At 48.6% G+C, this 21735-nt stretch carries 19 protein-coding genes; 7 read left to right on the forward strand and 12 right to left on the reverse strand.

The window, feature by feature from the left end:
* Positions 1-114: 114 nt before the first annotated feature.
* From GEI7105_RS0100010 to GEI7105_RS0100035, 6 genes are all read right to left on the reverse strand, one after another.
* The gene (locus tag GEI7105_RS0100010) at positions 115-3948 is read right to left on the reverse strand and encodes a plasmid replication protein, CyRepA1 family (RefSeq protein WP_017658431.1); all 3834 of its coding nucleotides are present in this window, start codon (positions 3946-3948) and stop codon (positions 115-117) included.
* 566 nt (positions 3949-4514) lie between these two features.
* Positions 4515-4811 carry a hypothetical protein gene (locus tag GEI7105_RS0100015; protein WP_017658432.1) on the reverse strand — a complete coding sequence of 99 codons (297 nt, stop codon included), beginning with the start codon at positions 4809-4811 and terminating at the stop codon, positions 4515-4517.
* A 24-nt stretch (positions 4812-4835) separates the two neighbouring features.
* Positions 4836-5996 carry a hypothetical protein gene (locus GEI7105_RS0100020; RefSeq protein WP_017658433.1) on the reverse strand — a complete coding sequence of 387 codons (1161 nt, stop codon included), beginning with the start codon at positions 5994-5996 and terminating at the stop codon, positions 4836-4838.
* Positions 5977-6426: a hypothetical protein gene (locus GEI7105_RS0100025; RefSeq protein WP_017658434.1), complete on the reverse strand. Its 450-nt coding sequence runs from the start codon at positions 6424-6426 to the stop codon at positions 5977-5979. Before GEI7105_RS0100025 ends, GEI7105_RS0100020 begins: the two co-directional genes overlap by 20 nt.
* Positions 6423-6896 carry a hypothetical protein gene (locus tag GEI7105_RS0100030; protein ID WP_017658435.1) on the reverse strand — a complete coding sequence of 158 codons (474 nt, stop codon included), beginning with the start codon at positions 6894-6896 and terminating at the stop codon, positions 6423-6425. Before GEI7105_RS0100030 ends, GEI7105_RS0100025 begins: the two co-directional genes overlap by 4 nt.
* Positions 6897-6898: 2 nt before the next feature.
* Positions 6899-7651, reverse strand: a complete 753-nt coding sequence (locus tag GEI7105_RS0100035) for a hypothetical protein (protein WP_017658436.1) — start codon at positions 7649-7651, stop codon at positions 6899-6901.
* A gap of 251 nt (positions 7652-7902) precedes the next feature.
* Here GEI7105_RS0100035 and GEI7105_RS40855 point away from each other — a divergent pair, with 251 nt between their 5' ends.
* From GEI7105_RS40855 to GEI7105_RS34130, 4 genes are all read left to right on the forward strand, one after another.
* Positions 7903-8040 carry a hypothetical protein gene (locus GEI7105_RS40855; RefSeq protein ID WP_158413134.1) on the forward strand — a complete coding sequence of 46 codons (138 nt, stop codon included), beginning with the start codon at positions 7903-7905 and terminating at the stop codon, positions 8038-8040.
* 434 nt (positions 8041-8474) lie between these two features.
* Entirely contained in the window at positions 8475-8684 is a 210-nt protein-coding gene (locus tag GEI7105_RS28315) for a helix-turn-helix transcriptional regulator (RefSeq protein ID WP_245555344.1), read from the forward strand.
* 76 nt (positions 8685-8760) lie between these two features.
* A complete protein-coding gene (locus GEI7105_RS0100050; RefSeq protein WP_017658439.1) occupies positions 8761-9000 on the forward strand; it encodes a helix-turn-helix transcriptional regulator in 240 nt (79 codons plus the stop codon).
* Between the two features lie 43 nt (positions 9001-9043).
* Positions 9044-9280, forward strand: a complete 237-nt coding sequence (locus GEI7105_RS34130) for a helix-turn-helix transcriptional regulator (RefSeq protein ID WP_245555345.1) — start codon at positions 9044-9046, stop codon at positions 9278-9280.
* 267 nt (positions 9281-9547) lie between these two features.
* On the opposite strand, the gene GEI7105_RS28320 is transcribed toward GEI7105_RS34130, so the two are convergent.
* Positions 9548-11896: a GUN4 domain-containing protein gene (locus GEI7105_RS28320; RefSeq protein WP_083862248.1), complete on the reverse strand. Its 2349-nt coding sequence runs from the start codon at positions 11894-11896 to the stop codon at positions 9548-9550.
* 261 nt (positions 11897-12157) lie between these two features.
* Here GEI7105_RS28320 and GEI7105_RS34135 point away from each other — a divergent pair, with 261 nt between their 5' ends.
* On the forward strand, positions 12158-12748 hold the full coding sequence (locus GEI7105_RS34135; RefSeq protein ID WP_245555343.1) for a winged helix-turn-helix transcriptional regulator: 591 nt from the start codon (positions 12158-12160) through the stop codon (positions 12746-12748).
* Positions 12749-13114: 366 nt separating this feature from the next.
* On the opposite strand, the gene GEI7105_RS0100070 is transcribed toward GEI7105_RS34135, so the two are convergent.
* From GEI7105_RS0100070 to GEI7105_RS0100090, 5 genes are all read right to left on the reverse strand, one after another.
* A complete protein-coding gene (locus GEI7105_RS0100070; protein ID WP_017658442.1) occupies positions 13115-14104 on the reverse strand; it encodes a PEP-CTERM sorting domain-containing protein in 990 nt (329 codons plus the stop codon).
* Between the two features lie 323 nt (positions 14105-14427).
* The gene (locus GEI7105_RS0100075) at positions 14428-16926 is read right to left on the reverse strand and encodes a phosphate/phosphite/phosphonate ABC transporter substrate-binding protein (protein ID WP_017658443.1); all 2499 of its coding nucleotides are present in this window, start codon (positions 16924-16926) and stop codon (positions 14428-14430) included.
* 229 nt (positions 16927-17155) lie between these two features.
* Positions 17156-17962: an SDR family NAD(P)-dependent oxidoreductase gene (locus GEI7105_RS0100080; RefSeq protein WP_017658444.1), complete on the reverse strand. Its 807-nt coding sequence runs from the start codon at positions 17960-17962 to the stop codon at positions 17156-17158.
* A 147-nt stretch (positions 17963-18109) separates the two neighbouring features.
* A complete protein-coding gene (locus tag GEI7105_RS0100085; RefSeq protein ID WP_218959050.1) occupies positions 18110-18505 on the reverse strand; it encodes a nuclear transport factor 2 family protein in 396 nt (131 codons plus the stop codon).
* A 7-nt stretch (positions 18506-18512) separates the two neighbouring features.
* On the reverse strand, positions 18513-19514 hold the full coding sequence (locus GEI7105_RS0100090) for a zinc-dependent alcohol dehydrogenase family protein (RefSeq protein ID WP_017658446.1): 1002 nt from the start codon (positions 19512-19514) through the stop codon (positions 18513-18515).
* Between the two features lie 336 nt (positions 19515-19850).
* On the opposite strand from GEI7105_RS0100090, the gene GEI7105_RS0100100 reads away from it, so the two are divergent.
* A complete protein-coding gene (locus GEI7105_RS0100100) occupies positions 19851-20801 on the forward strand; it encodes a tyrosine-type recombinase/integrase (protein WP_017658448.1) in 951 nt (316 codons plus the stop codon).
* Positions 20798-21088 (forward strand): HNH endonuclease, encoded by a 291-nt coding sequence (locus tag GEI7105_RS34140; protein ID WP_071591926.1) that lies wholly within the window; start codon positions 20798-20800, stop codon positions 21086-21088. Before GEI7105_RS0100100 ends, GEI7105_RS34140 begins: the two co-directional genes overlap by 4 nt.
* Positions 21089-21735 lie beyond the last annotated feature (647 nt).

A 21735-nucleotide genomic window follows, 5' to 3' on the forward strand; every position in this document is an offset into this window, starting at 1 on the left:
GACGGTCGATCGAATATTCCAAATTGGCGAAAAATGACAGTTGCGCCGGCGCAACTACCGAACAAACAAGTATCCTTGAAATCCTCACCGTCCTTCCAGGGTGGTGAGGATGTCCTACGGAATCTGCACCCCATACCCCCTTTTAAAGCGATCGCCCAAAATCGATTCAAGTCTTTGCGTACATGGACTTGACGACGATGCCCGCAAAACAAGGTTTTCACAACAGGATTCCGTAGGACGCGCCCGACCGTATCGAACAGACAGGCTAACTTCAAAGTAGAGCTTGGACTCTTGCCGCAGATAGATCGGCAGATCGGGGAAGCTGTTTCCTTCAGCGTTCACGGTATCCATAAGTCCAAAAGGAGACAAGCGACAAAGATCGACCTGTAGAAGACGGGTTGCTGCCGGGGTAACGCGATGCGTTACGGGAGTCAGGGCGATTGCTTGCGGCAAACCAGACTTCCAGAGGCGAGGTAAGACTAAAACCCAGTTCGCTTGGTGGCGGTGCTGGCCTGTGAAACCAGAAGCCCGTGTTGTATGCGAAGCACCAGCATTGGGGACTTCACCAATCTGCCCTATGGTTTCCGTCCAAGAGGGTGGGGATTGTGATGGCTCCTGGGGAGTTGTCTGAGATGTTGGGGACTGTAAATTCGATCGTCCACAGGTGGAACCTTTATTTATATAACCGTGCGTGGACGCCTTCTGATAACTGTTTAAACCATTTGCTGTAAGGGTTTTAGACGTTGGAGTGGCTTGGCGAACGTGCGTGGACGTTTCGGCGTCGCTTGTATGATTTTGTACTGACAACTCGGGTTCTTTTCGCAGGGATTCTTCGTCTCGTTCGAGCCAAAAATCGAATATAGCCTCTCGTCCGTCATCGGGAATTGAGAATCGGTAAAGCCATTCCCGATCGCCCCCACCCTGACGTCCAGTTCGAGCGAGATTGAAGGCGAACCGTTCGCAGATGCGCTTGAAGAACAGGATGTTCGTTTCTTTCTGTCGAGGCGGTGAGATCGCGATTTCGAGGTTTTTCGTCCGTTCGCAGCGCTGGCGCAACTTGACGAGCATCGAGTGCGAGTTGTGCCAAACCTCGTCGGGGTTGTCGATCGCGTACTGGAGAAGCTGGGTAATACCGACCCTATCCAGCGCCTCGATATGAGGGGATTTCACCCGCTTCGAGGCGTCTCGCACGAACACCGCGCCGCGTTCTCTGAGCGATCGGAGTTTCCGAGAATCGCGGTGTTTCAGGTAGCGACGCCCTCGGAATAGGTAGTAATGATTCCGCCATTTCGCCCCTGTCCCGTCTTCGTGGGCTTTCACCAGTTCGGGGGTTACATCGTCGATGCCATACCGTTGCGAGATGTCGTACCGTTCGCATTGTCGGTGTTCGTCTTCGGTCTTGTCCTGTTTTTCTGAGATTTTCTGGTATTGGGTATCGTCAAGCTTGGGTGCGCTGGCAACGCCCTCGCGGTGTTCTCCCCAGGTTTCCTCGCTTCCCTGTTTGACTTCGTCGCGGATATCGCCGGCGTCGTCGCGATCGCTCTCGACGAACTTGGCGGTGCAGCCCTCTTCGCGCAGTCCGTCAACGATGGAGTCGCGATAGTGGACGAACCCGACGTTTGCCCTAGCGGCCATTTCCGCCCACGTCCACTGTGCGGCGGATAGGGTTTCGCATTCGATGTCCTGTTCGATCGCGGCGTTCAGATCGGCGTCTTTGAGAGATTGCAGCGTGATTCGTACCCGTCCCTTTTCATGCTTGAGGACGTGATAGGGAGACATCGAACCGTTGCCGATTTTCCCGGTGGCCGCGTACGTGGGACACCAGAGATGGCGGGGTACGGGTTCGCGCAACCGCATCATGGTTTGGCGAACGGCGTCGGCGGTAGTGATGCCGCTGGCCGCAACCCAAACGGATTGAAAATGTCCTTCTAAGTCGATACTCACGCCCGTCTCGATCGTCGGTGTAGCAATTACCACGTCGTATCGAGCGAACGTGCCGTTAACGTTGGCGACGCAGTTAAACGCCGGGTGAGACGGATCGGCGACGGTGTGAGAATCTACCCGCAACACTCGCAATTCGGGAAATGCTTTACGAACGAGCCGTTCGAGGTTCGTCGCACTCCATCGGGATTTTGGCTTTTGCCCGGTGAGATGAACGAGAACTCGTTGGCCGCGTGCGATCGCGTTGATACAGGCTCCCCACCAGCCGGCCGGATCGCCGTCTTCGTAAACGGTGACGTGATAGGAGCTGCCGGGGCGATCGTGACGGACGATAAACGGGCGGATTTCCCGATACAGCCCGGTGGACTTGAGGACGAAATCGATCGCGCGATCGGAGAGATCGGCGTCGGCCAAGAACACTTTGCCCTCGTCGCTGGTGAGGACGTTGTAGAGGAGTTCTCGCAGGTTGTCGAGAACTCGCGTTCGTCGTTTGTCGATGTCGGTGTTGGCTTCGAGTAAGTGCCACAGGGCTTGTTCGGCTTCGTCGATCGCCACGTAAGCATCATGCCAGCCGGCCGGATCGAACGCCGCCGCACCGTCTGCGTGCAGCGAATCGAAACAGAGTGCGTAGCCCAACGCTTTGCCTTCTGGGGAATCTTTCACTTCGGAGACGTAAGGAATCCCAAACCGTCGGGCCAGGACTTTGGCTAATTGAATTCGGTGAGTAATCACCAAACAGGGAATACCCCGCTGTTGAGCTTCGTAAACGACTCTCGACAGAGATTCTGTTTTGCCGCTTCCTTTGGGGGCTTTGATACCGACGAGCTTGGCATTGTCGGGGATTTCGAGATCGCCAATGTATTTTTGGTTCGGATCGACGACGATCGACGCCGGGTAAGTCAGACGGAACAAGTCGATCGCGCCAAATCGATCGAGTTCGACGGCCCGATCGGCCACCTCATCAACGTTTCCGCCGTTGGCGATAAAGTCGTCGATTCCTTTGCCTTTTTCGGAAGCCCACTGCCAGATGGCGACGGTGCAACCTTCCATTTTGAAGATGCGCCCAGTGGCCAGCACGGCTTTGGCGACGTTCTTCCGAGTGGAGTTTTTGGCGTCCGAGTCGAACGCGAACTCGATGCGTCGTCCGGGTACGGCGAACGGTTGCAAGTCGGCTTTGAGTTTCCGTCGTTCGAGTAAGTCTTTGGATTTGACTTGTCCGTTCCAGACGCCGGGGAGCGCGATCGCGGCCAATCCTTTCGAGAGTAGCGCCCCGGCTTTTTTCGCGCCCTCGGTGACGACGATCGAGATTTCCGGGTTCTCTACGACCCACTTCCAGAAACCGATCGCCTCTCCGTCTGGCGTGACGGTGATACCGGTGGGCATTTCGACGCCGTTCCGTTGCGCTACGAGATACCAGATATGCAACGGAACTCGCAAGCAAAACAGGCGTGTTTCTGTGGCGAGTAGCGTTTCGTATTTGATGTTTTTGACTTTGCCGTTATCGAGCGACTGTCGCGGCGATCGGGGTTTGAGTTGTCCCCATTCCATCGGTTGCCAGTCGTCGAGGGGATCGAGTCCGTTGCACCACAAACCGCCATCGTCGAGGTGGGCGTATTTTTTAAGAATCCAATCTCTAAGGCGTCCGTCGTTTCGGCGGTGCTTCCCACCGGGTTGGGTGGCGGTGGCAGCCATAACGAGTTCCCATGCCTTACTGCCGCCGACGCTACGCCAGTTCGACCGCGCGATCGCCGGATCGATGGCGCTTCCCTCAGTGAGTTCTCGCCAGTGGGCGGTGTCGATCCAAGGGGGGCGGTTCGTACGGTTTTCTCCTCGATTTTGGGTGGACTCCGAACTTGGGGGGTGTTCCGGCTGTGTTTGGAAAGATTTTTGGGAAGGGGTCGTAAATCGCTGTGTTTCCTCCTCCGTGGTGCTTGTGTGGGGTGAGACACACCGATCGGGGGTGGGACTAGACTGGCAATTTGTGGTAAGTTGTTTGGTATAGCTCATTGTTGGATTAAGACTGAAGCTTTGTTCGTTGCTGGATCGAGACTGAGGCTTAATTCATCGCGTTAGAGCGGGGCAACACCAAAACTCCAACTTCGTGGCGTTAGCGCGTCGTTTTTGGAAATCGTCTAATTTCCATTTGGAGTGTGATGTCCCCCCGAGCGACCCATCGATTAGCGAAAGTTTGCCGACTCGCCGCTAATCTGATGGCTTTACAGAAAAAAGTAAAAGTGGAAGATCCTCGTAGTTAAAGCTACGGGGGTTTTCTGCTTTTACTAAAATGTGGGGGAGTCTTTCAACTCCAACCCAACCGGAACGTTAAAACTTTTCATGAACTGATATTCGTCGTTTGGAATTCACGAGCGGATCTTAGCATGAAGGAACGTACGATCGCTAATTTTTGTGATTTTAGATCGAAACGACCGAGAGGAAAGCGGCCTAGCAATTTGAACTGTTAAGAAAAGTGTCAAACTTACTATAGGAGTTACTATAGTAAATTCCATAAAAATACTTAGTACTTTACTAAGTATTTTTTGTGGTGTCACTCTGAAAACTTGCTAGAAACACCGTTAACAGGACTTCCGACGAATTTCTGGGTCTGACGAGCTATTAATAATTCGCCAAACGAATTCTGGGGAATCGCGAGGCGATCGCGCAACGCTCCACAGGACTCGGTGGCATCCGATCGCGCGAGCGAAGGCGGCGATTTCAGCTTGCGAAGTCTCGATCGCGTCTTCCCACCGGCGCAGGGAGGGACGCCGCGCGGGATGCAGCAACGCCAGAGGCGGTGCGATATACAGCGTTCGGTTCCAACGCCAGACGCAGCACTGAGAGCGCGTCGCGTCGGTGGAGTCATTCGGGGTCATTTGTTCTCTTTTTTGAGAATTGATTCACGCTTGCTTGGGAATCCCGACAGCGTCCAGCCAGCTTATATCGGGCGGATACCCCGTCAGGTGGCTGAAATCGCCGTTGCCCCGACTCGCCGCAAAACTCATGTCAACGGGAATCGACCGATACTTCTCCTCGTTGGCGGGTTTGAACTCGCAGGTCTCGGCGGGGATTTTGGGAGACTGACCCGGCGACTGGTCGGGATTGGTGCGGCTGTGCAACTTGAAGATGCAAGCTTGCCGTTTGATGGCGTCGGCATAACCACCGGCAGCTTTTTTGCCGCCCAAGCCGTCTAAGGTCGTGGCGTGGGTGGCAATAACCACGCTCGCGTTCAGTTGGCGCAGCGTCTGGAGGCTGCGTTCCCAGAACCCCCGCAGCAACTCGGCATCGATGCGACTCCCCCAGTTCGTCATCTCCTCGCACGCCAGACAAACGTGCGGGTGTTGGAGAGGATCGAACGTCGCATCTTCGCGGAGCAGTTTCGCCCGAGCGTCGATGAGACGAGAAAACCACAGTAAAGCGTTCTCTACGTCCTCGAACGGGTCTAGACCCATCGTTCGCCCCGCAACGGGCAAACTGCGCCATTCTCGGGCGCTGGAGAAGGGATTGAGCAGCAATACCATCCCCCCTTGTTTCAGCCGTCGCTCGACGTATCCGCCCAGGCGGGTAGACTTGCCGCTTCCCATGCCTCCCGCGAACACGACTAACTGCTGAGCTAACATCTCGGCATCGTCCCAGGGGTGGGTACCGTCGGTGTTAGTGGCAATCTCAGAAGTTCGGTCGGTCGGGTGCGGTCGGTTGGTTTTGACGCGGTGGAAGTTGAAGGCGACGGCGGAAATCGGCAAATTGCGATCGCACGCCGTTTGAATTTCCCGTAACGCTTGCTCCTCGCCGACTTCGGCAGCATAGTCGAACAGGTCGGTACGGCTGGTTAAAAAAGGTGCGACCAAGCCCTTTTCCAGCACGGCCTCTTCGCATTCGGCGAGCTTGCAGTCGGCGGTAAAGCCCCGATACGCCATCAGCAGCCCCAAGGGAATCCCGACGAGGGGAGACGCCACGGAACTGACCGCGACGCCGCCTAAGATGGCGCCGCCAAAGAGCAGCTTTGGGACTTCGGAGTTGGTAAAGCGTTCGGTTTTGGCTTCAAACTTTCTGCGCGACATAGACGACGGCCTCGACAGCGAACAGTGCGACGACGAATAGGGTGACGTCGAGCCAGTTGGGGGGAAAGTCAAAGATGCGGTAGACCGCAGATAAAATCGCCACATCGACCCCATACGCGACGAACGAGACTTGACGGGAAAACCGGCGAGAGCCGGAGGTGGTCAGGATCGGGAGCATTTCTGCCAGTTGCAGAGCCGCCCAGAGGGTCAGCCCTAGAACGGCTAAGAGCAGTTCGCCCCAGGGGGAGCGGAAAAACGCGGCGAGCAGGCCGGTTTGACCGTCGAGGGCGGCGTTGCCGAAAATCAGGGTGGCGCGTTGGTAGGGCAGGGTATTCAACGCGCTGACGAGTCCGGTGAGCAGCCAGAGGAGGGATTTGAGCAGCCCCCGCACGCCGTTGCCGCTTTGGGTGTTTGGGGAGGCGGGGGTCATGGCGGGTTGCCTCCGACGGACGAGGTGCGTCCCAGGTAGCCGTACCGGTCTTCGTCGATGGGAGACGGGGGAGAACCGGTGTAGGCGATGTCGGAGACGAGGGGGAGAACGTCGCCCCGGTGGTACTGAAATCCGGCTGGAGACTGCCAGTCGAAGCGGATGGGGCGGTTCTGGAGGATGGCGGTGTTGCCGAATACGTCGCAGACGAGGACGCCAGCGGGAAAGACGGAGGCGTTGGAAGGGTCGTAGACGGGTTGCCCCTCGAGCAGGGTGGCGTGTTTTCCGGTGGCGAAGCTTTTGACGACGATGCAGCCGTCGGTATAGCGTCGCTGGGCGGTTTGGTGAGCGGTTTCAATGGCTTGCTGTTGGTTGAAGTCGTGCAGTTGCGATTGGATTTCGCCTTTTCCGGCGGCTAGGGCGATGAGGAGTAAGCTGGCAATGGCTAGGTTCGCCACGGCTTGGGAGTCCACGGCTATCCGTCCTCCGCCTCGGAGGAGCCAGCTAACTTTTTTGTCATGAAGTCGGCGAAGTCGCGACGGGCGGCGGCAGCTCCGGCCATTTCGGCTTCGATGACCTCGAATTCTCGTTGTTGTCCTTCCTCGAAGCCCCGTTCTAACCGTCGGCGGTGCAGGGCTTCGGTGGCGTTGGTGGCGAAGTCTTGGAAGCTGTCGATGTTGTTGCGGGAGAGGGCGACGTTTTCGCGGAAGTTGCGAAATTCGAGCAGTTGGGCGAGGGCGGTTTCGGGGGATTGGGCGATGCGATCGCGAATGGCGAGGGCTTGGGAGCGGTAGTTGGAACCGTCGTAGCTGTCGCTGGCGACTTCGACGGGTTGGGCGAGTACGGACTGCTGCGCTTCTTTTTCGGCTCGGGCGATGTCTTTGGCGGCTTTGTCGCGGGTGTACCGGTAGTCGGCTGCGCCGAGGTCGATGTAGGCGAGGATTTCTTCTTGGGCGAAGGTGGAGAGTTTGTTGCCTTGGCTGAGTTCGTCGTCGTCGTAGTAGTCGGCGACGACTTTCATGATTTTGGTGATGTACGGGTTGGATTTGCCGATGCGATCGGCGAATTCTTTGCGCGTACAGGGGCGATCGAAGGGTTCGAGGTGAATTTCGGGTGAATCGGGCGGTGAAGTTTCGCCGTCGGAATCGGAGATGGGGGAGTGAATTTCGGGTGACGCCTCGATAGGGGCGTTCGGCTCGAATCCTTGCGTGTCGTCGAGTTTAGCCATTTGACTCGTCCTCTGAGTGCTGGATTTTTTTACAAAGTCGTTGCTGTGTAGGTGTGAAAGTCGGGGTGAAGTTGCGTTTTAAATTCACCGCTCGATCGATGAATGTTTCACCATAGTCTGAAGTTAACACAAGTCAACACAAATTAAAACAGATTGTGTCAAATCGAGAGTGTGCGATCGATCTAGGGTCACTCCGATGTAAGCTGTGTAAGGAGTTCAGAGTTTGATGAATGCCTTCCCGACGAGTTCAAATGTCCGTCCCAGAGGAGCTATATGAGTGGATTGCTCGTAGAGCGGAACTCGAAAATCGTTCCGTGGCTAACTTTTGTTTGACGCTAATCGAGCAGCGACGTAAAGAGATCGAGGAAGGGGAAGCTAAAGAGACATAATCGAATTCTTTGCGCGTACAGGGGCGATCGAAGGGTTCGAAGTGAATTTTGGGTGAATCGGGGGGTGAAGTTTCGCCGTCGGAACGGGCGATTTCTCGGTGAAAGTCGGGGGAAGCCTCGATAGGGGCGCTCGGCTCGAATCCTTGTGTGTCGTCGAGTTTAGCCATTTGACTCGTCCTCTGAGTGCTGGATTTTTTACAAAGTCGGTTGCTGTCGGGGTGGTGAATGATGGGTCAATTGGCGGTTAAGATTAACCGTTTGGAGTTAAATACTAACCCTCAAATATTTACCATTAGAGACTAACCATAAAGTATTTTAGATGTCAAGCTTTTAAGGTTAAGTTTTTGATACGATGGACAGAATGCCTACTCCGTAAGGGTTTGAAGATGGAGAAAAAGAAAAAAGCTCCCAAGCAAGGACAACCACCTGACTGCATGCCGAACATCAAAGCGTTGCGCGAAGCGGCCGGATACACGCAAGAATCCTTAGCCCAGGCTCTCGGTACATCTCTATCGACTGTTCGGAACTGGGAGCGAGCTAATGTTGGCTTATGGGGGTTCTATTGGGCTATCAAATTATGTAGAGCGTTAAATTGTGATGTCGAAGATATTCTTAGAAAAGAAAACGGAGATAAGATAGATTGATGCTCGATTATTGTTAAGCTATAGAAAAACTCTGAAGGTAGTTAACAGTGTGAGGAACAATAAAATCTAATTTTCTATGGATAAATACAATCTAGAAGAACTCGAAATTGACGATATCGAGAGCAATATTGTCGAACTGAGAAAGAAGTCTGGATACACGCAAGAAGATCTAGCTGACGAAGTTGATGTTGCGACTTCGACAATTCGGAATTGGGAGAAAGGGCGAACGGGACTGCAATGGATGCTCTGGATAGCCAAGCTTTGCGCCGCTTTGAACTGTGAACCCAGCGACCTAATAAAACTCAAGAATAGATGATAAAGTTTTAAATGATTGACTTCAAGGATTTTCAATTATGGCAATGAGGAAAGGCCAACCACCGGGATGTGAGTCGAACATCAAAGCGTTGAGAGAAAAGGCAGGTTACACACAGGAATCGCTCGCACACAAATTAGGCGTGTCCCTTTCGTCTGTTCAATCTTGGGAACGAGGTAAAAATGGCTTGTGGGGCTTTTACTGGGCGATTAAACTATGTAGAGCTTTAAATTGTAATATCGAAGATCTTCTTAGGAAAGAGAATGGAGATAAGATAGATTGATGCTCGATTGTTTGCTGATAACGAATTCTCTTTTTTATCGACCAGGTATTTATAAGCATTGACTATTCGGATGGCAAATTGATAAGCCTTCTTATAAGCAATTCTATTTTTACCCATTCCACCTTAACTGTTAACTGATATCAAGAACTGGTGACTGTAAAAAACTGGCGACTGGTGACTGGTGACTGGTGACTGAAAATTGGCTTATGACTTCGTAGAAAACTTTAAAACCCGAAATCAAATAAGTTTGACAAAAGCCTGAGAACGCTATATCTTACAGGTTACAAGTCTCTGCGCGAGAGAAGAGAGGACAACCCAAACATCCCTCTCAACCAATCCCCCATGCGGGAGGTGTCCCACCGGGGCATCCACTACACTAAAAGTTAGATAGTCGTAGTCCAACCAGTTCTCTCCCTTTCTCCAGCCGACAGCCTCGGAAAACTCTATCCAGACTCTCGTATTATACTCGAAAGTACTAGAGAGACTTTTATAAATTTCCTTCTGGACGCTGAAGCCGAATCGATCGTTACTGTACTGTCGCCAGAGTCGATCGATCGTCCGTAGGTCTTCACAAGGAAAGTTTTCGATGTCTTCCCGATCGAACCATTGCCCTTCTTCCTTGCCGACTTTTTGAATCATCACGCGATAAGTTTCTCGATCGGCTTCTTTCCACTGCCCGTTTTTGAGATAAGTTTCTAACTGTTGATAGAGTAAATTACTAACCTGAGACTTAAGCTGTTGTAACTCCTCTAAGATTTCGGATTGAACTTTTCGCGGCGATTCGTTGAGGCATTCGTCGGCTAAAGTGACAGCTTCTTGACTCCTACTATCTAACAAGTGACGAACCAGACGACTCGGGTTGACTCGAGCGCAATAGAGTAAAATCGTCTCCTTCCACCAAGACGCTTGCCAGTTTTCTAACAACAAACTTTCTTGCTTTTGTTCTTTCACCTCAACCGCAGCCAGATAGCCTTGAAAACTTAAATGAGCGAATTCTAAATTTTCATCTCGCTTAACAATCAATTCGCCAACCTCCACAATTTTGTCCAAAAATGCAGAGCGATCGACCACCAGATCGCGATCCAAGCCCTGAAGGTGGCGTGAAATTTCGTTTTCCAAGTTCTGACGCGAGCTGGATGTTTGGTTTTGACGAACCCAAGTCAAGGCGACTTTTTGCAACACCTGCTGGCTCTCTGGGAAAGGCACCAACATATCGATGCCTCTGTCGCGGGGTCGGTCTTTGAGTTGCAACGTCAAAATATCTTGATACAGTTCGCTGCGCCGTTGCGGTAATTGCTGAGCGCCGTAACTCCGATGCAAGTTAGCAATGATGTTCAGTAACAGAGGATTTCGAGCCAGGGTTTCCAGTTCGGGACGCGCTTGAAGCTGTTGTAGGAGATCGACGGTGTGGTTCTTGGCGATCTGCTTGACTTCTGGCGTATTCCTCCCGGCTCTGGCATAGCGTTCTTGCGTCAGATACCATTGCCGGACAAAGCGTTCTCGCTGCTCGGCATTGAAGGGTTTGACATACAGCTTGCTCTGAGGTGGATTGGCGGCGACGTAATCCTTGTAACCTCCCGGCCGTGAGGTGAGGATAAATACCGATGGTTGATAACTTCGCATCTGCTTGTCCAGCCATTGACTGACCGGTTTGCGCCATTCTGGTTTGACCTCGTCGAATCCATCGAACATGACCAACATTTTTCCGTCTCGGAGCTGTTTTTTCACCCACTGCGGCGGTAATGTCAGACTTTCCCCTTCCGGCAAACTGGGAAGGTGATGCTGCTCGATGAGACCGGGTAAATCTAGATTTGGCTCAGTGGCGATCTTCTCCTGCCAGTGGCGAAGGTACAACAGAACGGGCAACAGCTTCGGAGCGTTGTAGCGGCGATGGCGGTGCTTGGCATAGGTGTACGTGATGTGTCGCAGTAGCGTCGTTTTCCCATAACCTCCCCACGCCAAGACAACCATACGACTGTAAGCCGGAAATTGCTTGACGTTCGCCAATAAGTCCCAAATGCTGAGTTCGTTAAGTCTAGCTGTGCGAAGCTGTTCTAGATCTTCCTCGCGAAAACCTGGGAGTAGCGGCAGTTCTTCCCCGCGATCGCCTTTAACAAAAACACTGCTGAGTTCCAGGGGAACAAACACTTCAGACAACAGCGGAACGAACGACCCGCGACGATAGCCCTCGGTCAGATATTCGCGGCAAGCGTTTCCCTGGCAGCACACATATTTGTCCTCTATCCCGGCAAATTGCCAGCGAATGGCTTCGTCAATTTTCTTCTGCCACGCCATGAAGGAATCGACATCTTGCCGTCCCCGTTCCTGATAAATTTCCCGCAGTCGCGCTAAAACACTTTGGGTATACGCTGCCCAGACCACGGTGACACACATGACCGGGAACATCAGCAACACCATGAACCACTCCTGATTCAGCGCAAAGGAGATCGAGGCCCAGCCGCTGCCCCCCATTGGCATCCACTGAATCAAAGTCTGAGCTGTCCCCGTTAGAAACTGGCGGGCGACCTTTCGCTCTGTTTCTAGGGTGTCTGGTGACGAGGGTTGAGGTTTCGACGGTTGCGATGGGGAATTTTGGTGTTGGGGCGGTTCTGGCATCGGTGGCGTCGTCGGGCGAAATCGGCGTCGGTTCCCTTCAATTTATCCGTGCGGGGCGGGTTTCGGCTAGGTCGGCGTGTTAGTGCTTTATCTTAAAAATAAGAAAATAGAATTAAATTTGTTTGATTTAGTATAAAATGCACTTGACTAATTTGATAATATATACTGTTTTTATTTTAATTAAAATCTGTATTATAATGCCTCAAGAATCGCACAGGTTTTACTCTGTAGATTTAGCAAAGAGTGACTTAACGGGTAATCATGAATACTCAATATCATCATCCAATCGCTTTCATTTTGTTAGAAAAAAGTAATTTTTCTTTAGACAATCTTCACAACTTGAGTGAAGCAGAAGTTCCTATATTTCAAGAATCTAATGACAATCATAATAGCGATCGATCGGAAGCAAAAAAAAATTCTGAAAGCATGGAAATTCAAGCTCAAAATGCAATTAGCAGAATTCTTAAAATGGAAATATTCGATCGTAGTTGTGAAGCACAGCAAGCATTAGAACATATCGCTAATAAATGGACGTTACTAATTATTTATGCCCTTACTCAAGGAACTAAGCGTTACAGAGATCTTCAAAATCAAATTCGTGGTGTCTCTCCCAAAGTTCTAATTCAAACTCTACGTAACTTAGAACGATGCGGACTAGTTAAACGTAAAATATATTCTTGTATACCAACCAAAGTAGAGTACTCTCTGAGTCCTTTAGGTGAAACACTCATTGCACCTTTGGCAATATTAGGTGAATGGTCTTATTTACATATCTACCAAGTAAAAGATGCAATCGAAAATTACGATAGCATAGCAAATCAGTATCAAAATACCAAAGAACCAGAAAACTAAATGGGTTTGAATTAATCGACAGTTGCCATGTCAAAAATCGCGAAATCCTTTTGCAGACAAAGGCGACAGGAATTTATCCGACATACCAAGGTCGGAAGAGTCCAACAATCTAGGATCTTTTAGGTTCTTTATAAAAAAACGTAGCTTAAGCTACAAAAAATAATATTCGATCGCCAAACCTCTTAGAATCGCGTTATCTGGACACAGATAACCATCGTATATGGTTTTTCAGAGTTTAGGGTGACAGAAAAACTAACTTCACGAGATTTCAAAAGTGTTGGCTCTAGAATTCTCGATATTTTGTATTATTTTAGACATTTCTAACCACAAACTCCGAAGACCTTCGTAATTCAGAAAACTCACAATTTATTCCCTCTTATTATCTTTCCTGAACTTACGTTTTACACAGAAAAGATAAGACCCAACAAACATAATTCCTAAAACAGTATTAGGCTCTGGAACTAGCTTAGCTGTATTGTAGCCGATTAATCCAACGTCAATGCTACCTTCTCCTGTATTCACTTGAGTCCCTTTGATACGCAAACCTGCCACATTTGTCAGTCTGCCAGTTCCTTGAAAATCTTCTAAATCGAAGGCAACACCAACAAGATTAACATCATCTAATATGCTGCCTGAAATAAAATCAATGAAAGGAGTAACATCTGTCCCCATATCTCCCCAATCTCCTGTATCTTCAGTAGCGAAAATAGTCTGAGTTACGGGTTTTGTTGCCGGCCCGGAATTGATAGATAGACTAAAATCCCCAATGGGGTTTCCATTTACATCAATGGGAAGAATTTTTATCGAATCGTCACCCACCAACTCTGTTAGAAAAATATCGTTTCCAGGGCCAGGTACTCCTTCTGTCAGTATAGTTCCAAAAAAAGCATCCAGCGTGATAACGTTATCAAGACCTACCGATATATCTAACCCTGTTACACTATCTCCTCCATTAACTTCCTGTCTTTCAAAAGCCCAATAATTTCTAATTGAATCAAACAAAGGTTCTTCAACATCAGGTCCAATTACAGTGTTATCTGTCAGGATATTGGTCACATATGATACTCCAGCCAAAGTATCTACGACCCCAAATTCTGTCGTAAAAGACTGAAGGATAGCAGTGTTAGTAATATCTGGATCTGGATCGGAGGGGATAGATGGATCCTTTAAGATATCGAACTTCTGCGGATCGAGAACTATATCTCTAGTAGGTTTTGGACTGAAGGTTGCACTGGTCCAACTTAAAACTACTCCACGAGCGGGCCTAGTTAGTTCTGATATCATCAGAAAGCTCAGAGCGATCGGTTTTATAAAGGGCCTAAATTGAATAGTGTTGAAATTATTTTTGCGTTTCATTTCGGTCTAATTACCTCCTACTAGATAGACACCAAAGTCCTACATACAGGGTGGATAGAAATCTTAATCCAGATCGCATGGTAAAAAAATTCACTTGAGCGATAGGCAGACTTCACGGCAGAATACCTATAGTGCGAACAGTTTAGGTTTCAAATTTTACAGCTTAGAGGATGTCTGAGAAGTGCCACCAACTACTTTAATCGAGTAGTGAGCCACTTCAATAGGGTCAAATTTGGATTCCGTCATTGAGAAACAAGACGTGAAGAGTAGCACTTACTGCTTTTCAGACATCCTCTCAGTTGCGCTTCCTATATCTACCGTACTTATGCAAGTCCAGTTCTAAAAGGAAGAGATAAAATGTGGTTGAACTTATCCATCAACTTTTCAGTTTGATGGGTATTACGTGCGAGAATTGCTTCGTAAAGCTTTAACCAAAGAGGTTCGTCTTCTTCTTGGAGTAAATTTTCAAAATACAAACGATCTAGCCTTGAAAGCAAAATAGCTGCTTTTCCTGCAATAGATACCTCTGCTTCATCACGAATTTGAAGTGCTTGTCGAATTGATTCGAGTTTTAAAGCACCCATTAATTTGGTGTTAGGATCGATATAATGAAGGCTAGTTCCCATGCCAACTCCATCCACTCCTGTAAATACTGCATCGCGCATGTGCTTGGGCTCTAAACCTGCAGAAATATAGGTTTGCAGACCTTTTTTATGAGCTTCGTGGACTAGCATCGTTAGATGCTCGTGAGACAATTGACCGATAATAGGAATACTGGGAACTTCATTTGAGGCACCGTCCCAAGTAATACGCTCGAATCGACCTTGTGCAGTGATTTCTATGGCAATCCGTGCAATTTCTATTGGGTCAGTAATAGAAATCGGTGCTCCATACTCTTCTAAGATTTCCGGGCGATCGTCGATCAAAGGAGTGTTAATATTAAAAGCAGCTGCCAGATATTGGTGTTTAGGATCGCGAATGACATTACCTACAACACAACGCATAAACTTAATTGTTTCAGTAGTCGTCATACGCTCCATACCGATCTTACAATCGGCTATCCCATTCATAAACATGGCAGTGCAAGCACTTGCGATCCTATGGGTAGACTTAAGAAGATCGAGCGAGAAAACATCACTTTCAAAAACAGGTCGACCTATATAGCAAGTACAGGGTGCATGAGATCCGACATGAAGGCGAACTTTAGCGGCATTAATAATAGCCGGCATACGATAAGGCTCGACTTTTTCCTTATCGAATTCTTTGTCTCGATCGATGTGCTCGATGTGAACGGTTGCCCCGTTCATCAGATCGAGGCTTTGGCACGTTACTTCGATGTGGCCCGCACCGGGATTTGTGTTAAACAAATAAGTGTGGATTGGTCTAAATCCAGAAACCCCAAGAGATTGGTAGGGACTCCGAATAGTCGCTCCATTTTTCAAAAGCTTATAAGCACTGCAAATACTTGTTTCCTCCTGATAAGTACTTGCCCTCTTTTCCTCTCGTCGCCTTTCATTGAAAGATGTAACCGCTGCAAGGAACTTCGTCTCTTCAATTTTATCCTCAAGAGCCGTTTCTAGCTTAGGCTGTTTATAAAGCGAGGCTAGCTTTGCTTTATAAACAATACGATCTTGTTCTGCAGTAACAAAAAACTCCTCAGATTCCTCTAAAATGGAAATGCCAAGCCATTCATTGGCAATTTTCAAGATAGATTGAAATGCTTCAAGAAGCTCAGAACTCTTACTTTTACGACTGTATAGAGTATTGAGCGGCTCTCGTAAATCATTTGCTAGCTTATCTAATCGTGGAAAAGACTCAACCATGGAGAACAGTTTTTTGCGTACAGATTCTGCCAACTCTGAAATGGTTTGATGAGTGAGAAGGGGAGTTGGCTCGCGCTTAATAAACTTATCAGTTAGCTTGCTTTCCTCACGAAGACGAATTTTTTGAAAGAGATTAAGAACTTCTTGCAGAGACTCACTCTGAAATTCTGCGACGGAGAGACTTCTTTGGATAAACCGATCTCCAGCAGCCAAGCGATCGACATTTTCAACTTCGCGAGCTGTGTCGTAAGCAGAGTCGGACAACACTTCAAAACCAGAATATGGGAAACCCTTAATACCCGTTACTTGTTCTGGCAGGTTAGTCAACACCTCTAATACAGCTTCACAATTAGAAGGTTCTACCCAGCTCCCTGCTGCCAAAGCATGATTTACAATAGGGCCATATTTTCCAATGATTTGGAAAATATCACCATGTTTTTCAACAGCCTTGGACAAACTCACGTCCCACGTCACACCACCTGCAACAATATCCGAAGCTATAGCGTCAGTGACGTAAGGATGATCTCCTAAAAACATGAGGTTGCCAAAATATTTCTTGGGATCTACAGCATGAGAATGAAGAAAAGCAACAGGATATTTATAACCAGATGATGAAGACTGGCTAACAAAGGCAAAAGGTTTGCCTTTTAAATCTGATAGAGATTGATACTGAGATCCGCGCTTTGTAACGAACAGTCCAGGATAAAAAGAACGTGCTTGACCATTTTCAACGGTTTGACCTGTTGCAAGATAACGTAGCTCAGGATATACCTCTTTGGTCTTTACATAGATCGTAGATGTAAAGATACCAAAAGCAGCTTGATGGTTGCAGATTAAATTTTGGACTTCTTCAAAATTAGCTGCAACGGTAAGCTTTACGGAACGCTTTAGCTTGGTTGATAAAAGCTTACAAAGTGCCTGAAATCCAGGTTCCCAATCTTTTCGATTTGGGATGGCAAAGACTAAAGAATCAGAATTAGTTAATTGCTTTTGTTGCATGGTAAAGTTCCTCTATGTACACAACATGCGAAATTTACGCCATTCTACTGAGTTGAGTTTGTCGGCCCTCGGCTATAATCTAGCTATGTCTTGCGTACTACGGTGTGACTGTAATTGAAAGCCTTACCGTACGTGACACAATTTGAAGATTTCAGCAAGCTTTAAGCCGAGTACTTTGTTAAGCAATAGTAGCGGGTGCAACTTTGTCAAGCTTTGTTGCTTATACTTTCTAGTTCACGGTAGGAACATAACCTCCATCAACACGTAGATTTGAACCATTAATAAAACCCGCTCGAGGACTGGCAATGAATGTTACCAGATCTGCAACATCATCTAATTTACCCAAGCGACCTGAAGGATTTTGCATAGGACCTTGCAGTAAACGCTGCTTAATTTCGTTGACATTTGTTGTTTCCCAGCCCATCATTTTAGATAACCCCTGAACGAGACGATCGAAGTTTTCTGTGACAATCGGCCCTGGACTTACGGTATTGACTGTAATCCCAGTACCAGCAAGTTCTTTCGCTAGACTAACTCCCAGTGTGACAGTCGCACCTTTGGTAGATGAATAATCAGCAACAACTTGCCCGGGAAACTGTCCAAAAGCACTTCCTACCAAAATTACTCGACCCCAAGCTGAATCTTTCATCTGAGGTACGAGCATTTGAATCATGCGTACAGCAGATACGACATTAATGTTGTAGATTTCTAACCAGTCATCAGATGTAGTATCGTTCCAACCACGTGGTGCGTAAGTTCCAGCATTATTGACTAAAATGTCTATGCTTCCGAGTAGAGTTAATGCCGAACTTGTAACCTTTTGAGCACCTTCATCGTTCCCCAAATCACCGACTGAAATAAAAGCTCGACCGCCACTCTCTACTATCTCGTTAGCTACCCTTTTTGCATCTTCTTCTTTACGTCCGTGAATAACTACAATTGCTCCCTCCCGTGCGAGCGCTTTTGCAATTCCTTCACCAATACCTCGACTACTTCCAGTAATCAGAGCCCGTTTGCCTTCTAGATTTAAGTCCATTAGCTTCCTTCCTTCCAAAATACTTGTTTTTAGCTTCCTCTTAGATGAGCAACGATAAAAATGAAATCGTCACTTACAAAGAGTCTATTTAAATTTTAAGAATCTTTCGATTCTTGCTGAGTAAGATTCAAAATAACTTTAGCATCTTCACCTCGTTTTAATTTGCTCTTCTTCATGAAGAATTCGATAGAGTACAAGAGTGTCTGTAAAATTTTTCAACCAAACAATCTTGTTGTTTTTAATTTTCCAAAGATGAACAAAAGGCAAATTTATTCGAGAGTGATTTGCCCTGGTATGTCCTCGATAGTAGCCTAATGCTACTATCATATCGATCGCATCAAAGATACTATCTACCTCCGCAACAAAATCTTCAAAATTTTGTAATAGCCCAGGAAAGAAATCTTCAAAAATTTCCTTCTCCGTAATATATTTACCTCCGTTAGGAAATCCCTCAGCTATTTCCCATACACACTCACTATCTATAAGGCTTCGATCGTGAGTTGCATACCACTTTTGGACGATCTCTATAGCTGTATTAGACATTTTTCTGCTATTGACTACCATTTCGTTCGATAACTACTTTGCCAACTGCTCGACCACTTTCAGCATATTCGTGAGCTTCTGCAATCTCATTAAAGTTAAAAATTCTAGAATCAATTAAAGGATGAATTTTCCCTTCATCAATCAACTGAGCTGCTTTAGATAAAATTTCACCATGGCACTTTCGATTCAAATTATGTAACATCGGAATCAACGTGTAAACAACATGAAATGTTAGTCCTTTAATATGTATCGGACTGAGATCTTGACAAGAAAGTGCCAAGATTGAAACGACAGTGCCATTAAAAGCTGTAGCCTTAAAAGATTCCTGTAAATGATTGTCACCAACAGTATCGAAAACAACATCGAAGCCTTTGCCATCAGTTAATTCTGCAACATATTCATCTACAGATTGTTGGCGATAGTTAATCACAGAATCTGCGCCAAGCTGATAAGCGATTTTACTCTTTTCAGGAGTAGAAACAGTTGCAAAAACTTGGGTACCTACTTCCTTGGCTAACTGAACGGAGATATGGCCTACACCTCCTGTTGCTCCGTAGATTAAAACATTTTGTCCGGCTTGAATTTTCGCGCGATCGATAAGACTTTCCCAGGCTGTTATTGTGACTAGCGGTAGCGCAGCTGCCTCTCGCATAGTTAAAGATTGGGGCTTTTTAGAAACCAAGTTTGCATCGACCAACATTAACTCGGCAAGCGCTCCACTACATCCTTTAATACCACCAGCGAAAGCATAAACTTCATCACCAATTTTTAAATGTTCGACACCTTCACCTACTGCCTCAACTGTCCCTGCCACGTCTCCATGTAATATCGCTGGGAAATTAGGAGCAATACTTGGAATTAAACCCTTACGAATTTTGTAATCGACTGGATTTACGCTAGTTGCGAGAACGTTAATTAAAACATGACCTGAAGTTAAATCTGGTTCGGGTATTTCCATTTGAGTGAATACACTCGGATTGCCAAATTTTTCAATTACGTATGCCTTCATTGAAATTCAACTCATCTCTATCTTCCTTTCTAGGAATAACATCCTAATTCAATTTTGTGAAGATTGCACTTTAAAGTAACTTACTTTCTTGAGAGTGTTTACTTAAAAGTAAGTGGTGCGATAAATTTGTGAATAAAGGGACAAGATAGGGTGCATCCCAGTAAAGAGCAGCAGAAGAGCTAAGCTTTGGACAGTTCATAACGAAACCGGTCAAAGCCATGGATTCCGTATGACTGGCGGCGGAGGCGGTGGCAAGGTGAAGAAGCGTAACGGCGAGGGAATTCTCGCCCCCGACCGTGACAGAATTACACGTGAGAATAAAATCTTGAACGTCTAATGTCGGTCCGACTCGAACACCGCGCTCCCCACTCCCTCAAGTTGAGCGAGCCGATTCCCTTGACCCGTCACCCGGCGGCGGTGTATCTGGCCGGACTCGGCCGCGGGTCAGTACGCACGATGCGCTATGCCCTCAATACGATCGCCTCGATTCTGACCGGGGGCGAATGCGACGCGCTAACCTTGGATTGGTCTCGACTGCGCTATCCCCAGACGGCGGCGGTGCGGGTGGCGCTGAGGGAGCGCTTGGCGCCGGTGACGGCCAATAAGATGCTCTCGGCCTTGAGGAGAGTCTTGAAGGAAGCGTACCGACTGGATTTGATGACGGCAGAACATTACACCAAAGCCATCGATTTTCCCCCGATCGAAGGGGAACCGCAAGAGCGGGGGCGCTCTCTGAGTCGCGCAGAAATCGCGGCGCTGTTGGACAGTTGCCAGTCCGAGAGTGCGATCGACCTTCGAGATGGGGCACTGATAGCGATTTTGAGAGGGACGGGTCTGCGGCGGGCAGAGGTGGTACGGTTGGAGCGGCGAGATTTTGTTCCCAGTACGGGAGCGTTGGTGGTGCGCCAGAGCAAGCGGGGGAAAACTCGCAGGGTGTATTTGAACGCAGTGGCTACAGTGTATTTGGAGCGGTGGCTGGCGTTGCGAGGGGACGAACCGGGGCCGCTGTTGTGTCGCATCTGGAAGGGGGGACGGTTGCAACTCGAACGACCCCTGCACCCCGATGCGGTGTGGCGGATTTTGCAGAAGCGGGGACGAATGGCTGGCGTTGAATCGTTCGGCCCTCACGACCTGAGACGGACGTTTTGCAGCGACCTCCTCGAGGCGGGGGTCGATCTCGTCACGGTGCAGAAGCTGGCGGGTCATGCGTCGCCGGTGACGACGGCGCGGTACGATCGCCGGGGAGAGGAGACGAAACGGAAAGCCGTACAGGTATTGGATTTGTGAGTCGATATCCTCCAAATTGGAGCGCGATCTCGTTGGCGGTTAAGGAATCAGCAAACTGGAAATGTCAGCGATGCGGGCGACAGTGCCTCGAACCGGGCGCACCAAGGGCACACTTATCGCACTCCGAACGCAGTCGTTTAACCCTCTGCGTTCACCATTGTAACTACACGCCAGAAGACAACCGCCCGGAAAACCTCGTTGCTTTGTGTTCGAGCTGTCATCTCTGGTTTCACCGCAACCGTCGGGGAAACGTTTCGCCGGGTCAGTTATCGTTGTGGGAGATGTGAGATGTTGTTGGGAAAGTGCGCTCTCGCCGTCGTCCGTGTCTCACGTGGAATTGCCGGACTGGTACGCTAAGAATATGCCACGGAGACGAGGGATACCGCAATGGTTCGGGCATCTTTACAACCGCTCACTTTCGAGGCGTTCGTCGAACGATACAGCGACGACACTCGTTTTGAATTAATTGACGGGGAACCGATCGATCTGGAACCGATAGGGCCTCACGAAGAGGTCGCAGCGTTTGTCTTGCGAAAGTTGAACGTGCCAATCGAGCTGGCAAACTTACAGAAGAGAGAGCAAAGCCCACGTCTTTTAAGCGTGGGACGAACGCGTTGAAGCTTTTTAGCTTCGAGGCTACAATGTCATTGAGGGACAGGTAGTTAACCTCATGAAAAACCTGGCATCTAACTGATGAGAACCTTGAGAACTAAAGTTTGGCAGTTCTACACGGAAAATAGCTCGTGTAGGTAAAAGCTTTAAGTGTCAAGCACGGAGATTCAGGATTTTTGAACTCCACTGTACGGTCGGGCAGACCGGAACAGGCTCTCTGAAATGGGGGCGAACACTTGGGGAGATATTGGCCTCTGGGCATTTGGCTTCCGCGTCGAATGCGTAAGTCGGATCGTTGAACCAAGAATCCCACGAATAGAAT

It is taken from the genome of Baaleninema simplex PCC 7105 (genome assembly GCF_000332355.1).
Lineage (GTDB): Bacteria > Cyanobacteriota > Cyanobacteriia > Cyanobacteriales > Geitlerinemataceae > Baaleninema > Baaleninema simplex.

Coding starts and splice junctions, on each gene's coding strand:
- GEI7105_RS28315 (WP_245555344.1), top strand. CDS start 8,475: ATGCCGAACATCAAAGCGTTGCGCGAAGCGGCCGGATACACGCAAGAA.
- GEI7105_RS0100015 (WP_017658432.1), bottom strand. CDS start 4,811: ATGACCCCGAATGACTCCACCGACGCGACGCGCTCTCAGTGCTGCGTC.
- GEI7105_RS0100035 (WP_017658436.1), bottom strand. CDS start 7,651: ATGGCTAAACTCGACGACACGCAAGGATTCGAGCCGAACGCCCCTATC.
- GEI7105_RS0100020 (WP_017658433.1), bottom strand. CDS start 5,996: ATGTCGCGCAGAAAGTTTGAAGCCAAAACCGAACGCTTTACCAACTCC.
- GEI7105_RS0100090 (WP_017658446.1), bottom strand. CDS start 19,514: ATGAAGGCATACGTAATTGAAAAATTTGGCAATCCGAGTGTATTCACT.
- GEI7105_RS0100050 (WP_017658439.1), top strand. CDS start 8,761: ATGGATAAATACAATCTAGAAGAACTCGAAATTGACGATATCGAGAGC.
- GEI7105_RS0100085 (WP_218959050.1), bottom strand. CDS start 18,505: ATGTCTAATACAGCTATAGAGATCGTCCAAAAGTGGTATGCAACTCAC.
- GEI7105_RS0100075 (WP_017658443.1), bottom strand. CDS start 16,926: ATGCAACAAAAGCAATTAACTAATTCTGATTCTTTAGTCTTTGCCATC.
- GEI7105_RS0100100 (WP_017658448.1), top strand. CDS start 19,851: ATGTCGGTCCGACTCGAACACCGCGCTCCCCACTCCCTCAAGTTGAGC.
- GEI7105_RS0100080 (WP_017658444.1), bottom strand. CDS start 17,962: ATGGACTTAAATCTAGAAGGCAAACGGGCTCTGATTACTGGAAGTAGT.
- GEI7105_RS34135 (WP_245555343.1), top strand. CDS start 12,158: ATGAATACTCAATATCATCATCCAATCGCTTTCATTTTGTTAGAAAAA.
- GEI7105_RS0100010 (WP_017658431.1), bottom strand. CDS start 3,948: ATGAGCTATACCAAACAACTTACCACAAATTGCCAGTCTAGTCCCACC.
- GEI7105_RS34130 (WP_245555345.1), top strand. CDS start 9,044: ATGAGGAAAGGCCAACCACCGGGATGTGAGTCGAACATCAAAGCGTTG.
- GEI7105_RS40855 (WP_158413134.1), top strand. CDS start 7,903: ATGTCCGTCCCAGAGGAGCTATATGAGTGGATTGCTCGTAGAGCGGAA.
- GEI7105_RS0100070 (WP_017658442.1), bottom strand. CDS start 14,104: ATGAAACGCAAAAATAATTTCAACACTATTCAATTTAGGCCCTTTATA.
- GEI7105_RS28320 (WP_083862248.1), bottom strand. CDS start 11,896: ATGCCAGAACCGCCCCAACACCAAAATTCCCCATCGCAACCGTCGAAA.
- GEI7105_RS0100025 (WP_017658434.1), bottom strand. CDS start 6,426: ATGACCCCCGCCTCCCCAAACACCCAAAGCGGCAACGGCGTGCGGGGG.